At 32.7% G+C, this 15,219-nt stretch carries 13 protein-coding genes; 9 read left to right on the top strand and 4 right to left on the bottom strand.

The window, feature by feature from the left end:
• Positions 1-8: 8 nt before the first annotated feature.
• The 3 genes from D9V42_RS00060 to D9V42_RS00050 all read left to right on the top strand — a co-directional run bounded on the left by D9V42_RS00060 (position 9) and on the right by D9V42_RS00050 (position 3,112).
• On the top strand, positions 9-1,304 hold the full coding sequence (locus D9V42_RS00060; RefSeq protein WP_122062341.1) for a dihydrolipoamide acetyltransferase family protein: 1,296 nt from the start codon (positions 9-11) through the stop codon (positions 1,302-1,304).
• A gap of 365 nt (positions 1,305-1,669) precedes the next feature.
• Positions 1,670-2,107, top strand: a complete 438-nt coding sequence (gene brxB / locus D9V42_RS00055; protein WP_107530800.1) for a bacilliredoxin BrxB — start codon at positions 1,670-1,672, stop codon at positions 2,105-2,107.
• Positions 2,108-2,119: 12 nt separating this feature from the next.
• Entirely contained in the window at positions 2,120-3,112 is a 993-nt protein-coding gene (locus tag D9V42_RS00050; protein ID WP_107555291.1) for an aromatic acid exporter family protein, read from the top strand.
• Between the two features lie 125 nt (positions 3,113-3,237).
• On the opposite strand, the gene prli42 is transcribed toward D9V42_RS00050, so the two are convergent.
• Positions 3,238-3,336: a stressosome-associated protein Prli42 gene (prli42, locus tag D9V42_RS15080; RefSeq protein ID WP_017724546.1), complete on the bottom strand. Its 99-nt coding sequence runs from the start codon at positions 3,334-3,336 to the stop codon at positions 3,238-3,240.
• Between the two features lie 209 nt (positions 3,337-3,545).
• On the opposite strand from prli42, the gene D9V42_RS00045 reads away from it, so the two are divergent.
• The 4 genes from D9V42_RS00045 (at position 3,546) to D9V42_RS00030 (ending at position 9,048) form a co-directional block, all read left to right on the top strand.
• The gene (locus D9V42_RS00045; RefSeq protein WP_122062339.1) at positions 3,546-4,676 is read left to right on the top strand and encodes a M20/M25/M40 family metallo-hydrolase; all 1,131 of its coding nucleotides are present in this window, start codon (positions 3,546-3,548) and stop codon (positions 4,674-4,676) included.
• Between the two features lie 74 nt (positions 4,677-4,750).
• On the top strand, positions 4,751-6,160 hold the full coding sequence (gene gndA, locus D9V42_RS00040; RefSeq protein WP_107555293.1) for an NADP-dependent phosphogluconate dehydrogenase: 1,410 nt from the start codon (positions 4,751-4,753) through the stop codon (positions 6,158-6,160).
• A gap of 223 nt (positions 6,161-6,383) precedes the next feature.
• Positions 6,384-7,397: a LacI family DNA-binding transcriptional regulator gene (locus tag D9V42_RS00035; protein WP_122062337.1), complete on the top strand. Its 1,014-nt coding sequence runs from the start codon at positions 6,384-6,386 to the stop codon at positions 7,395-7,397.
• A 1-nt stretch (position 7,398) separates the two neighbouring features.
• Complete coding sequence (locus tag D9V42_RS00030; protein WP_122062336.1) at positions 7,399-9,048, top strand: glycoside hydrolase family 13 protein; 1,650 nt, start codon at positions 7,399-7,401, stop codon at positions 9,046-9,048.
• A 319-nt stretch (positions 9,049-9,367) separates the two neighbouring features.
• Here the strand turns inward: D9V42_RS00030 and D9V42_RS00025 are convergent, their stop codons facing one another.
• Positions 9,368-10,240, bottom strand: a complete 873-nt coding sequence (locus D9V42_RS00025; protein WP_122062334.1) for an AraC family transcriptional regulator — start codon at positions 10,238-10,240, stop codon at positions 9,368-9,370.
• Positions 10,241-10,648: 408 nt separating this feature from the next.
• Positions 10,649-12,133, bottom strand: a complete 1,485-nt coding sequence (gene zwf, locus D9V42_RS00020; RefSeq protein ID WP_107555748.1) for a glucose-6-phosphate dehydrogenase — start codon at positions 12,131-12,133, stop codon at positions 10,649-10,651.
• Positions 12,134-12,283: 150 nt separating this feature from the next.
• Between zwf and rnz the strand changes: the two genes are divergently transcribed.
• Complete coding sequence (gene rnz, locus D9V42_RS00015) at positions 12,284-13,204, top strand: ribonuclease Z (RefSeq protein ID WP_107555747.1); 921 nt, start codon at positions 12,284-12,286, stop codon at positions 13,202-13,204.
• 98 nt (positions 13,205-13,302) lie between these two features.
• On the opposite strand, the gene proC is transcribed toward rnz, so the two are convergent.
• Complete coding sequence (gene proC / locus D9V42_RS00010) at positions 13,303-14,118, bottom strand: pyrroline-5-carboxylate reductase (RefSeq protein WP_107530807.1); 816 nt, start codon at positions 14,116-14,118, stop codon at positions 13,303-13,305.
• A 137-nt stretch (positions 14,119-14,255) separates the two neighbouring features.
• Here proC and D9V42_RS00005 point away from each other — a divergent pair, with 137 nt between their 5' ends.
• Positions 14,256-15,005, top strand: coding sequence for an SDR family NAD(P)-dependent oxidoreductase (locus D9V42_RS00005; protein ID WP_122062332.1), 750 nt, complete (start codon positions 14,256-14,258; stop codon positions 15,003-15,005).
• Positions 15,006-15,219 lie beyond the last annotated feature (214 nt).

Raw genomic sequence — 15,219 nt, 5'->3', positions numbered from 1 at the left:
GCACAATCATGGAAATAAAAATGCCTAAACTCGGTGAAAGTGTTCATGAAGGAACAATAGAACAGTGGCTTGTCTCGGTAGGAGATAAAGTTGAAGAATATGATCCATTATGTGAAGTAATTACAGATAAAGTCACTGCAGAAGTCCCTTCATCTTATGCAGGGACAATAACTGAAATAAAAGCCGAAGAAGGCGATACTATAGCTGTAGATGAAATTATTTGTCTATTAGATACTGGTGACGAACAAAATGAAACTGAACAAGAACAATCTACGAATAATCAATCTGAAGATGTTAAAAAAGACTTACAAAACAAGCAGTCAACAGGTGATAATAACATCCAAAATAATTCAGTTTCAACTACTGCTAATACTAAAGCAGACGGACCTAAAAACAATGGCCGTTATTCACCTGTCGTCTTCAAATTAGCTTCTGAAAATCAAATTGATTTAGATCAAGTTGTAGGTACAGGCTTTGAAGGTCGTGTAACGAAGAAAGATATAGAAAAAGTCATTAAAGAAGGTACAAACAAAGCACCTTCTACAATTGTAGCGCCAAAAGATTCTCCTAAAGTATCACAACAATCAGCGTATAATGATCCATCCCCAGGTTCATCAATACCAGTTAATGGCGTACGTAAACAAATAGCTCAAAATATGGTGAACAGTGTTAACGAAATTCCCCATGCTTGGATGATGGTAGAAGCAGATGCAACTAACTTAGTTAAAACACGTAATTATCATAAGAATAGCTTTAAAGAAAGTGAAGGCTATAACCTTACGTTCTTTGCATTTTTCGTTAAAGCAGTTGCTGAAGGATTAAAAGCTTATCCATTATTAAATAGCAGTTGGCAAGATTCTGAAATAGTGATGCATAAAGATGTTAATATCTCTATAGCAGTAGCAGATGAAGATAAATTATACGTGCCTGTAATTAAAAATGCTGATGAAAAGTCAATTAAAGGTATCGCTCGAGAAATTAACGAATTAGCGCAAAAAGCACGCAACAAGAAATTACGCTCAGAAGATATGCAAGGTGGTACTTTTACTGTAAATAATACAGGTACATTTGGTTCAGTATCTTCTATGGGTATAATAAATCATCCTCAAGCAGCAATATTACAGATTGAATCTGTGATTAAAAAACCAGTAGTTATTGATGATATGATTGCAATACGAAACATGGTTAACTTATGTATATCTATCGACCATCGTATTTTAGATGGTTTGCAAGCAGGTAGATTTATGAACTTCGTAAAAACACGTATCGAACAATACTCAATTGAACATACAAGTATTTACTAATTCACCTACAAATTAATAAAGTTGAGAAAATTTTAGGCTGAGACACAAGATATATGTCTCAGCCTAAAATTTTCGATAATTAATGTAGTTGTTCTGACTTTAAATAATAAGCTATAAATTAATTTTATTAGCAATATAAATAACGTAAAAATTAAGAATGGGCTTTCAAGTCTTTTTGAAAATATAAATTTTGAACAAGAAGAAGTAACTTATAATTAACCTAATAACTTTTATTTTGCGATATAACCTATGTCCAAAAAGCAAATATTCTTGAAAGTTTATTGAATCGTGTGTACACATGTTGAACAATTGAATATATATTAGTAGAATGAAGATATCAATTTGAAATGAAAGGTGAATTTATTATGGACTTAAACTTTGATTTATATATGACAGATGTCGTTAATCAAGCACGTAATGAAATTGAAGAAGCGGGTTACGAACAATTAACGTCTGCAGAAGAAGTAGATAATGTTTTAAAACAAGAGGGAACAACATTAGTAATGGTCAATTCTGTTTGTGGATGTGCAGGTGGTATTGCGAGACCAGCAGCCACGCATGCATTGCACTATGATAAACTACCAAATCGTCTTGTTACTGTATTTGCTGGTCAAGATAAAGAAGCTACACAACAAGCTAGAGACTATTTTGAAGGCTTTGCTCCATCAAGTCCATCGTTCGCCTTAGTCAAAGATGGTAAAGTCACAGAAATGATTGAAAGGCACCAAATCGAAGGCCATGATGTGATGGATGTGATTAATCAATTACAAAACTTATTCGACACTTATTGTGACGAAAAATAGAGGTCTTATTAGATGATGAGTTTAAATCCATATCGAATCGGATTTAGAACAATTAAGACTGCAGTTGGAATGGCGCTAGGAATCATAATTGCTAAATTAATGGGTTTAGATAATTTTGCTTCCAGTGCCATTTTAGTTGTTTTGTGCATCAAACATACTAAAGTGCATTCACTACAAGCAATTGTTTCTCGTTTTGTATCATGTCTTATGGTGCTAATTCTAGGTTCTGTTGCTTTTAGTATGTTAGGGCAAAGTGCGATTGTTTTAGGTCTAATTGTACTGTTTTTTATACCGTTAACAGTAGTATTTAAAGTACAAGAAGGCGTTGTAACCAGTTGCGTTATTTTATTACACGTTTTCAATGCATCAGTCATTGATTTGCAATTGTTTTACAATGAGATTCTTCTTTTAATCGTAGGTCTGGGTATTGCATTCTTAATGAATGTTATTATGCCTAGTTTAGATAATAATTTAAAACATTATAAACAAGAAATTGAACAACAATTCACTTATATTTTTGAACAGTTTAGCAATACATGTACAAAGCCAAACAATAATGTGAATATAGCTTTTGACGAATTAAAATATACGATTCGCAAAGCAAAATCCATCGCTTTTAGAGATGTTAAAAATCATTTTGTTAGAAATGAAAACTCTTATTACCATTATTTTGATATGCGTGAGGAACAATTAGAGCTTTTACGTCGAATGTCTGCAATCATTGAAAACATTGAAACTAAAGACTGTTTATTGTCTAAAATATCTAATTTGTTTGCAGAAGTCGCTACCAATGTAAATAGCAATGATTACACTGTGCTACGTCTACACTCATTATATGAGATAAGGTTAGAATTAAACAAATTAGAATTGCCAACTTCGCATGAAGGGTTTAGAACGCGTGCGAATCTATTACAATTATTGAATGAATTAGAAGCATATTTAGCTGTTAAATCACAATTTGGTTCATTACGTCTACACAGCGATCAAAAACCTGTAGCAACATAAAAAGCTCACACATAGTATGAGAGCGGTTTGAGTTTATACACTCAGCCTTGTACCTATACTATGTGTGAGCTTCGTTTATTTTAAGAGATTGATATACAACATTTAAACTTATACTTAATTAATGATTAATTCACTAGTGGAACGACACTTGTTAATATTAATGCAAGTACAACAGCTACTAACATTACTACGATAATAACTCTCAATACTTTATTATTGTTCAACGTATATTCCTCCAAATCATTGAAAATAGGATTAATCTGTATCTGTTCATTTATAACATTTAACCAACTATATTCAAATTTAAATTAGTTTTATATTGTCATTATAGCATATGATTAGTCTGAACACAGAGTCATATTAGTTTTACTACAATATATATTTCGTTAAACTAAACGAGGAGACACATAAATATAAGAATGGGGAATTATAAATGATAAATAAACAACGACTTATTGATACTTTCTTAGAATTAGTACAAATCAATTCTGAGAGTGGTAAGGAACAAGCCATACAACAATTCCTTAAATCCAAATTTGAAGCTTTAGACGTTATTGTAGAAGAAGATAATGCAAGCATTAATGAAAATTTGGGCGCTAATAATTTAGTTTGCACATTAAAAGCAACAGAAAATATGAATGATGTAGATAAAGTATATTTTACAAGTCACATGGACACAGTAACGCCAGGTGAAGATATTAAACCCCAAATTAAAGATGATGGCTACATATATTCTGATGGAACTACGATTTTAGGTGCTGATGACAAAGCTGGGTTGGCATCTATCTTAGAACTTGTACAAACAATAAATGACAATAAATTATCACATGGTCAAATCCAATTCGTTATAACAGTGGGCGAAGAATCTGGATTGGAGGGAGCAAAAGCTTTAGATCATACATTATTGGATGCTGATTACGGTTATGCAATTGATGCAAGTGTTGATGTAGGCAAGACAGTAACCCACGCTCCTACACAAATGAAAGTTAATGCGACAATATATGGTAAAACAGCACATGCAAGCACACCTAATAAGGGCATCAGTGCAATTAATATAGCTGCAAAAGCCGTAAGTGAAATGAAGTTAGGTCAAATTGATGCGTATACGACTGCTAATATCGGTCGCTTTGAAGGGGGTTCTGCTACAAATATCGTTGCAGATAAAGTTACGCTTAAAGCTGAAGCGCGATCACATTCTGAGTCAAGTATACAAGCCCAAGTAGAACATATGCAGTCTGTTTTTGAAGAAACCGCTCAAAAATACGGCTGTACTGCTGATGTTGAAATAATTAAAAGTTATCCTGGCTTTGAAATTGCAAATGATGCACTAGTAACCAAAGTAGCTAAGTCAAGTGCTGTCGCTTTAGGATTAGCTCCTGAGGCTGTGATTGCTAGCGGTGGATCGGATGGCAACATCATCAATCAATTAGGTATACCAACTGTAATTTTAGGCGTAGGGTATGAAAATATCCATACGACTGATGAACGTATGCCTATTAGTTCATTAAATCTGTTAGCAGAACAGTTAATAAAGATTGTTGAAATAATTAGTCAGAAATCTTAAAACTGATTAAGTGAATATTCTTACGTCTTTATGATACAATATACTAGAAAACTTTAATAAGAGAGGTTAGTAATATGACACAACAAATTGGTGTAGTAGGTTTAGCCGTAATGGGTAAAAACCTTGCTTGGAATATTGAATCACGTGGATACAGCGTTTCTGTTTTTAATCGCTCATCTGCAAAAACGGATGAAATGGTTACAGAATCTGAAGGTAAAAACATACATCCAACATACTCTATAGAGGAATTTGTTAATTCTCTAGAAAAACCCCGCAAAATTTTATTAATGGTAAAAGCTGGACCTGCAACAGATGCAACAATTGATAGCTTATTACCATTATTAGATAACGATGATATCTTAATTGATGGTGGTAATACGAACTATCAAGATACAATTAGACGTAATAAAGCACTTGCTGAAAGTGGTGTTAACTTTATCGGAATGGGTGTATCTGGTGGTGAAGTTGGTGCATTAACTGGTCCTTCATTAATGCCAGGCGGTCAACAAGACGCATTCGATAAAGTAAGTCATATTTTAGAATCAATCTCAGCCAAAGCTGATGACGGCGCTGCTTGTGTCGCTTATATCGGTCCTAACGGTGCGGGTCACTACGTAAAAATGGTGCACAATGGCATTGAATACGCAGATATGCAATTAATTGCAGAAAGTTATGCAATGATGAAAGATTTACTAGGTATGTCTCATGAAGCAATTTCAAAAACTTTTAAAGATTGGAATGCTGGAGAATTATCTAGTTATTTAATCGAAATTACTGGTGATATCTTTACTAAATTAGATGAAGGTAAAGACGAAGCTTTAGTTGAACAAATTCTAGATACTGCCGGCCAAAAAGGCACAGGTAAATGGACATCAATCAACGCTTTAGAATTAGGTATTCCTTTAACAATTATTACTGAGTCAGTATTTGCTCGTTTTATCTCTTCAATAAAAGAAGAGCGTGTTAATGCTTCTAAACAATTAAATGGCCCAAGTGCTAAATTCGAAGGAAATAAAGATGAGTTCCTTGAAAAAATTCGCAAAGCATTATATATGAGTAAAATTTGTTCATATGCACAAGGTTTCGCTCAAATGAGAAAAGCTAGTGAAGATAACGAATGGAATTTAAAACTAGGCGAATTAGCTATGATTTGGCGTGAAGGTTGTATTATTCGTGCACAATTCTTACAAAAAATCAAAGAAGCATATGATAATGATACTGAATTACAAAACTTATTATTAGATCCATACTTCAAAGATATTGTAACGAATTATCAAGATGCATTACGTGATGTTGTTGCAACTGGTGTTCAAAACGGTGTACCAACACCTGGTTTCTCTGCAAGTATTAACTATTATGATAGCTATCGCTCAGAAAACTTACCAGCTAACTTAATCCAAGCTCAACGTGATTATTTTGGCGCACATACTTATGAGCGTAAAGACCGTGATGGTGTATTCCATACACAATGGATTGAAGATTAAGATTAACGCTTGATTACATTTTATAAAAATGAACTACCCGTAACCAGAGACATATGTCTTTAGTTGCGGGTAGTTTTTGTATCTTGCAAATCTTGATAAGTCAACAAACCATCCAATTTGTGCAAGCGTTTGCACAAATTCTTTGACATGCTAAACACCTTTAATTATTATAAGAGTTAGTAACATAAAGTATCATTTTGAAACTAAATAAAGGATGACGTTTATGGTCACAATTAAAGACATTGCACAAGCAGCAAATGTTTCAGCTTCAACTGTTTCGAGAGTCATTCGTGGTAATCCAAGAATTAGCATGCATACACGTGAAAAAGTAAAGGCAACTATGAAAGCTTTGAATTATCAACCAAACCAAGCGGCGAGAACGTTAGCTACAAAAGAGTCAAATACAATCGGTATTATACAAAAGTCTGCTTCTATTGAAGAAAGTCAAAACCCATTTGTATTAGATGTACTTTCGGGTATTTTTAGTGAATGTAAAAAACATGGTTATTCCACAATTTCAACTACAAATGGTGAAACTATTGGGATAGAACTAGAAGTTCAGGAAATGATTCATTATCATTCTGTTGATGGTTTTATAGTCCTTTATTCTAAAAAGGATGACCCTATCATTGATATATTAAAGGCACATGCTATGCCATATGTAATTATTGGCAAGTCTTTAACAAATGATGACATCATACATATAGATAATGACAATGTAAGTGCAGCGCAGTCATTAACACGTCTCTTAATTGATAAAGGACATAATAAATTTTTATTTGTAGCAGAAACTGGCGACTATGAAGTTGTAAAAGATAGGATAGCTGGCCATCTAAACGCTATAGAACAAGCTGGCTCAGTTACAGAAATTGTATATTTTGATAAAAATCGCCAGTATATTAGGTCATTTTTTCAAGAGCTCATTAAACATCGTACATTACCTACTGTCGTAATTACATCCGACACATTACTGAACCATCTAATATTGAGTATTTTTTATGAATTAAAGTTGCATATTCCTGCAGACATTCAAACGGCAACATTTAACGATTCTTATTTAAATGTATTTGCATCTCCACCACAAACAACGGTGAATATCTATCCAAAATCACTTGGTGAAGTAGCAGCTGAATCAGCTATAAATGTAATACAAGGGCACGATATAGTAGATTTTAATAAATTAATACAAACATCAATTATTGAACGTGATTCAACGACCACAATTCAGGAGGTATAGTATGAACAAACAATGGTGGAAAGAAGCAGTAGCGTACCAGGTTTATCCGAGAAGTTTTAATGATGCTAATAATGATGGTATCGGTGATTTACCTGGTGTTATCGAAAAGTTAGATTACTTAAATGAATTAGGGATTGATGTGATATGGTTAAGTCCTATGTATAAATCTCCTAATGACGATAACGGTTATGACATTAGTGATTATACAGATATTATGGATGAATTTGGAACAATGGACGATTTTAATTCATTGCTTGAAGGAGTTCATCAACGTGGCATGAAATTGATTCTTGATCTTGTTGTTAATCATACGTCTGATGAACATCCATGGTTTATAGAATCCAAATCCAGTAAAGATAATCCTAAACGTGATTGGTATATATGGCAAGAATCAAAACCTGATGGATCAGAACCTAATAATTGGGAAAGTATATTTAATGGTTCTACATGGGAGTATGATGAAACAACAGGTGAATATTACTTCCACTTATTTAGCAAAAAACAACCAGACTTAAATTGGGACAACGCAGAGGTTCGTAATGCTATTTTTGAAATGATGAATTGGTGGTTTGAAAAAGGAATTGATGGTTTTAGAGTAGATGCTATCACTCATATTAAGAAATCGTTTGAAGCAGGAGATTTACCTGTTCCAGAAGGCAAAACTTATGCCCCTGCATTTGATGTGGATATGAATCAACCTGGGATTCAAACTTGGTTACAAGAAATGAAAGAAAAATCATTGAGTCGGTACGATATAATGACAGTCGGTGAAGCAAATGGTGTAAACCCGGAAAATGCAGTGGAATGGGTAGGGGAAAATGAAGGAAAGTTTAATATGATATTCCAATTTGAGCATTTGGGCTTATGGAATACTGGTGATTCTAAATTTGACGTCAAAGCCTATAAAGATGTTCTTAATAGATGGCAGAAACAATTAGAGCATATAGGATGGAATGCATTATTTATAGAAAACCATGACCAACCCCGTCGTGTATCAACATGGGGAGACGATCAAAATTATTGGTATGAATCAGCTACAAGCCATGCTACTGTTTATTTCTTACAACAAGGCACGCCATTTATTTATCAAGGGCAAGAAATTGGTATGACAAACTATCCTTTTGAAAGTGTAGAAACCTTCAATGATGTTGCAGTAGTTAACGAATATAATATTGTTAAATCACAAAATGGAGATGTTTCTGCATTATTGGAAAAACATAATATGGAAAACAGGGATAATTCAAGAACACCAATGCAATGGAATGATCAAACAAATGGTGGTTTTTCAGAACATAGTCCTTGGTTTCCTGTAAATCCAAATTATAAAACAATTAATGTTGCCAATCAGCAACAAGATCCAAACTCAATATTAAATTTTTATAAATCATTAATTGTTTTAAAAAAATCTGATGATATTTACACATATGGTACATTCGACTTAGTTGATAAGCATAATGAACAAGTATTTGCTTATACTAGAACATTAAACAATAAAAAAGTACTAATTGTAGGTAATTTAACAAATCAAACTGCTACGTTTAATTATGATGGCCCAGTCAATGAGAATGATATTTTACTTCATAATTATAAAGATGAAGCAATAGATATTAATGCAATCAAACCTTTTGAAGCATTTGTTGTCTCTATATAAAAACTAACGTTTAAGAAATGAATAGACCGACAATTGAAAAATTCTAATAAAAAAAGTACAGGTTAACGACATCTAATTTTTAATAAGATAAACGTCAACCTATACCAATATTTATATTTTAATTATATTCAATACAGCTTCTGAATGGATTTTGAATTTAAATTTTTACTAACTTTAAGAAACTACCAAAATATATTCTTTTTTAAACTTACTGCCAGCAAAACGACTGTTTTTGTTGGCAGTTATTCATTTATACTCTCTAGATAGGCTTTTTGCATCAATACAACAAACGTGCAATCGTTCTTCGTAATGACACTACTTAAAAATCATCTGTTATATATTGTTCTTGATCAACAGGCATCCATAATTGAACTTTGGTGAATGGATCGTCAAATGAAATATCAAAAGGATAAATTTCCACGTAAAGACTATTATGTTCGTATGGCAAAGTCATCTGTAAGCTAGTTTCAATATAATACCAAGCTTCATTTACTACGTAATCGAGTTCTCCTTGCAAATTGAATTTTGCATATTGTCTTTCTGGTAAAAAACGACTTTCTAAATGAGCAGGGTATCTTTCACTTGGAACACCAACAAATATTTCCATACCTTCATCTAGTGGACAGTTAACGACAAACAATTCATGGGGGCTAATATCATTATAGCGTTGAAGCTCAGTTATTTTCCCTTCATTTAGTAAATCGTCTAAAAAATCTGGCACTTTAAATGGATTTTCTAAATGTTCTGAATCAACAAACTGAGCATACCCCACTAATGAAATACCTTGTGTATCCTCTAAACGATAAGCATTTGGCGGTTTTTCTGTTGTTGTAAGTTTGATATAAAGTCGAGCTTGCATCTTTAATTCATCACGCTTTGTATTTACTTGTATAGGTGAGACACCATGAAAATCGCTAAAGTCATTTGCAAAATCATTTGTGTTAGCATAATTATACTTTTTTGCAACATCTACTAATCGACTTGATCCACTGATAATGTCTTTTGCTGCCAAAGTCATTCTACGAGCTCTAGCATATTCAGTGGGGGATTGACCAACTATCATTTTAAAAGATTGATCAAGATGATAAGGTGAAAGACCAACGTAATCACTGAGTGATTGCAAATGAAAAGGCTCTAGCAAATGATCCTCAATATAAACAATTGCCTGTTGTATTTGCTTGATAACGTCCAAAACTTTCACTCCTAATTTTCAATTAACTACTTTTCACTTTTCAAACCATTTTAATGCTATATCTACATGTTTTGCATATTTACTAATTAAGTATATTCTACATCATTTTCGTTCCACTTACATCTAAAAAATAATTAATAGGGTAAAATGTAAATAACTGGTTTTAATCTACTGTTTTACTTCAACAAATTAAATAATAACACAAAAAAGATATAAGAAAAAAGAGAGCGAAACTGAAATCAAATATTTATAATTGATTTCACGTCATGCTCTCTTAATATAAATCTGTTAGTAATCAAAAATGAAGTAGTTAAAATAGGTCACTCAGTACATCGAAACTTAATAACTAGATAATAAAGCTTTTATATAGCAACTATATATTCAAACCACGTATTTTTCACTTAATTATTAATGAATATCGTCCCACCAATGGAAACCATCTCTACTTAATAGTAAATCACTTTCCAATGGACCATTTGAACCTGCTTCATAGTTAGGGAATTCTGGTTCGTTTTGATTCCATTCTTCTTGTATAGCATCTACAAATTTCCAAGTCGATTTTAGTTCTTCCCAATGAGTAAAGTTTGTGGCATCTCCATTTAAACAATCAAAGAGTAAGTTTTCATATGCATCTACTGTATTCATCTTATCTTGAGCACTCATAGCGTAAGATAATTGCACAGGTTCAGTTTCAATACCTTGGACATTTTTCTTCGCATTTAAATGTAGTGATACGCCTTCATTAGGTTGGATATTAATAACAAGTAAATTAGAATCTAATTTTTTATCTGTTTCATAATATAAATTCATAGGTACTTCTTTGAATTCAACGACTACTTGGATCGTTTTGCTCTTCATTCGTTTACCAGTTCTAATATAGAACGGTACGCCAGCCCATCTAAAGTTATCGATCGTTAATTTCCCTGATACAAATGTAGGCGTTGTAGAATCTTCAGCTACTCTATCTTCATCTCTATATTTAGGAACTTTTTTACCATCAATTATACCCTCGTCGTATTGTCCACGGACAAAGTTATGGCGTACTTCTTCTGTTTCAAGTTTACGTAATGACTTTAATGCTTTAACTTTTTCGGCTCTGATGTCTTCACTATTTAAGCTGATTGGCGCTTCCATCGCAAGTAGGGCAACCATTTGTAACATATGGTTTTGTACCATATCTTTTAGCGCACCACTAGATTCGTAATAACCGCCTCTGTCTTCAACACCAAGCACTTCAGAAGATGTAACTTGAATATTAGAAATATATTTATTGTTCCACAGAGGTTCAAACATTGCATTGGCAAAACGTAAAACTTCAATATTTTGTACCATATCTTTACCTAAGTAATGATCGATACGATAAATTTCTTCTTCTTTAAATGAACGACGTAATTGCTCATTTAATTTTTCAGCTGATGCTAAATCTGTACCAAATGGTTTTTCAATAACAAGGCGTTTGAAGCCTGTTGTATCTGTTAATCCAGATGATTTCAAATAATCTGAAATTACACCAAAGAATTTAGGTGCCATTGCTAAATAAAACAGTCTATTGCCTTTTAGCTGGAATTCACTATCAAGCTTATTACTTACTTCTAGTAATGATTGATAACTCGCTTCATCACTAACATCATGCTTATGATAAAAAACGTGTTCCATAAATTTATCTAAATGTTTTGTATCTTTAACATGTTCTTGTATTGATGACTTCACTTGATTACGGAAATCATCATTTGTTAAGTCTCTTCTACCAATACCAATTATAGCAACTTGCTCATTTAAATTTTCTTGTTGATATAAATGGAACAATGACGGGAATAATTTTCTATGACTCAAATCCCCAGTTGCACCAAAAATTGTTATTAAGCATGGAATGTCTTTATTTTTAGTATTCAAGATCAAAACCTCAATTCTTTTTATAAATCTGTATTTATTATAGAACAATAATCAAACATGTTCCTACCATTTTGCTTGAAAGAATTTATTTTTAATATATTTTTTATTCTTTTCTGTGATAAAATGTGAACAAGAAGAGGAGGCATATGCATGGAAATCACATTTTTTGGTACGAGTGCTGGTCTACCAACAAAAGAACGTAACACACAAGCTATCGCTTTAAATTTGGAACCATACTCCAATAGTATTTGGTTATTTGATGTAGGAGAAGCTACACAACACCAAATCTTGCATCACTCTATAAAATTAGGTAAAGTTGATCATATTTTTATAACGCATATGCATGGCGATCATATTTTTGGCTTACCCGGTTTATTAACAAGTAGATCTTTTCAAGGTGGCGAAGGAAAACCTTTAACTGTCGTCGGACCAAAAGGTATAAAAGCATTTATAGAAACAACTTTGCAATTGTCTGAATCGAAATTAAATTATCCAATTACATACATAGAAATAGAAGACCATTTATCATATCAAAATAATGGTTTTAATGTGGAAGCACATATGTTAAAACATGGTATACCGTCATTTGGTTATCGTATTGAAGCACCTTATACATCTGGAAAAATTGATGTAGCTGCCCTTAAAGAAATAGGTCTTGAGCCAGGACCTAAATATCAAGAAGTTAAAAACAATGAAACTTTTGAGTATAATGGCCAAATTTATACTTCGAAAGACTTTAAAGGAGAAGCAACCAAAGGACCTGTTATAGCAATTTTTGGCGATACAATGCCATGTAACAATGAAGCAGTTATTGCAGATAAAGCAAATGTTATGGTCCATGAAAGTACATATATTGAAGGTGATAAATCTTTAGCAAATAATTATCATCACAGTCACATCGAAGACGTGTTTGACTTAATAGAAACAGCACAAGTGGAATATAGTTTAATCACACATTTAAGCAATCGATATACTCTCGATGAAATAGAGGATATTAGTTTAGCACTTAAATCTAAACCTTCAACACCACCATTTACTTTCGTTAAAGATTTTGATTCTTGGACATTTTAATTACTCACTTAAATTAAAAAATGTGGTTAAGACATTTCTTCTGTCTTAACCACATTTTTTATAAATTATTAACAAACGTCAATTAAGCTAAATTTGAATTATTCCTCGTCTTGGTTTGATAATTCAACACTTCGGTTGACTGCTGCTCTTAAACAATCTTCAAAGATACTTTCTAAGTCATGTTGACTTAATGCATTTAAGCCAGCTTGTGTTGTACCACCTTTAGAAGTTATGTTCTTTCTTAGCTGTTCCATGCTTAATTCTGAGCGTTCAATCATTTTACTTGTTCCAATAATTAAATTACGTATAGATTCTTCGACTTGAGCTTTTTCAAGCCCTAGTCTAGTCCCAGCAGTGACATATTGTTCAAAAACATGATATAAAAATGCTGGTCCGCTTCCAGTAATAGCAGTCACTTGATGTAAATTATCTTCAGAGACTTCTATCGCTGAACCGAATGCATTAATTAAACTATCAACTTCTTCTTTTGATTTTGCTCCAAAGTTACTAGAAAAACTAATACCTGTTACAGAATGACCGACGTGAGCATTCGTATTTGGCATAATACGTGCAACTGGGCTGTTAAAATCTAATTTTTCACGAATATAACTAATTGGTAAACCAGCCATAATTGATATGAATTTATTATTTTCAACAATATACGGTTTGATTCTTTCTGCTAAATCATCAAAATCATAAGGTTTTGTTCCTAAGAAAACATAATCTGCATCCTTTAATAAAGCTTCATCATCATAGCTGTAATTGACACCTAATTCATCAGCGTATTCTTTTAAAGCAACTTCATTTGAACGATTTGTTAAATATATATCGTTAGAATCAATAACATTGGAATTAACGATACCTGTAAAAATTGCATGTGCCATATTTCCGGCACCATAAAATACTAGTTTCATGTGAACATTTCACTTCCTCTAAGTTTTTATGTATCCATACTAACATAGTTTTAACATATGGCTAATATTTATAGATGACACATATAAATATTTTCATTTATACTAGAATTAAATTAACAAAGGGTAGGGATGTCTATATGATTGGCAAGCATTATGTGTTAACTGGAGGGACAAGTGGGTTAGGTCAAGCTTTATTAGAACTATTATTAAACAAACAAGTGCATGTAACCGTGCTAGCGCGAAATCCACAAAAGATAGCAAATAAGTATGGTACTTCATTATTAACAGTCTTAAAATGTGATTTACAGTCTCAAGAACAAATTTTAAATCTCAAAAATCAATTTAATGGCAAAACAATTGATGGTATTATCTATAGTTCAGGGTTAGGCTACTTTAAATCTATAGAACAACATTCAACAGAGGAGATGCTTGATACTTATAACTTAAATGTAGTTAATTTCAATACATTATTAACTACATTACAACCATTTTTTAGTCACTTTCCTACAATCGTTGGTATTGGTAGTCAATCTGCATTTTTAACACAAGCTTATGCCGCACATTACGGGGCCAGTAAAGCAGCATTTAATCAAGTGCTAAATGCATTACGTATTGAAAAAACGAATTATCATGTATTAACAGTTAATACTGGACCAATAGCTACGCCGTTCCACGAGAAAGCTGACCCATCATTAGCCTTTGCTCAAAAATATAAAAGCATCATGCTTGATCCTTATGAATTAGCGCATAAAATTATAAAAGGGATGCTCAGTACCAAACAAGAAATCAATGAACCTAAATGGATGCATTTATTTTTACGAATATACCAAATAGCACCACGATTCGTCGAAAAACACTTCACATTCCTGTTTAAAAACAAAATGTAAAGTCCCACTCTCAATTTATTGAGTTAGTGGGACTTATGCATGAGCGTATGCTCAGGTAAACCTTTATACCACTCTCTAAAGAGCCACTTCTTGTAGGAATTAGTGGCTCTTACGCCTGAGTACGTACTCAGGTGTTCCGCTTTTTAAGAGCTAGTGGTTCTTATGCATGAGCGTATGCTCAGGTAAACCTTTATACCACTCTCTAAAGAGCCAC

This window comes from Staphylococcus pseudoxylosus (assembly GCF_003697915.1).
Taxonomy (GTDB): Bacteria; Bacillota; Bacilli; order Staphylococcales; family Staphylococcaceae; genus Staphylococcus; species Staphylococcus pseudoxylosus.
The sequence above is the reverse complement of the archived record's forward strand: the minus strand, read 5'-3'. Positions and strand labels throughout refer to the sequence as shown.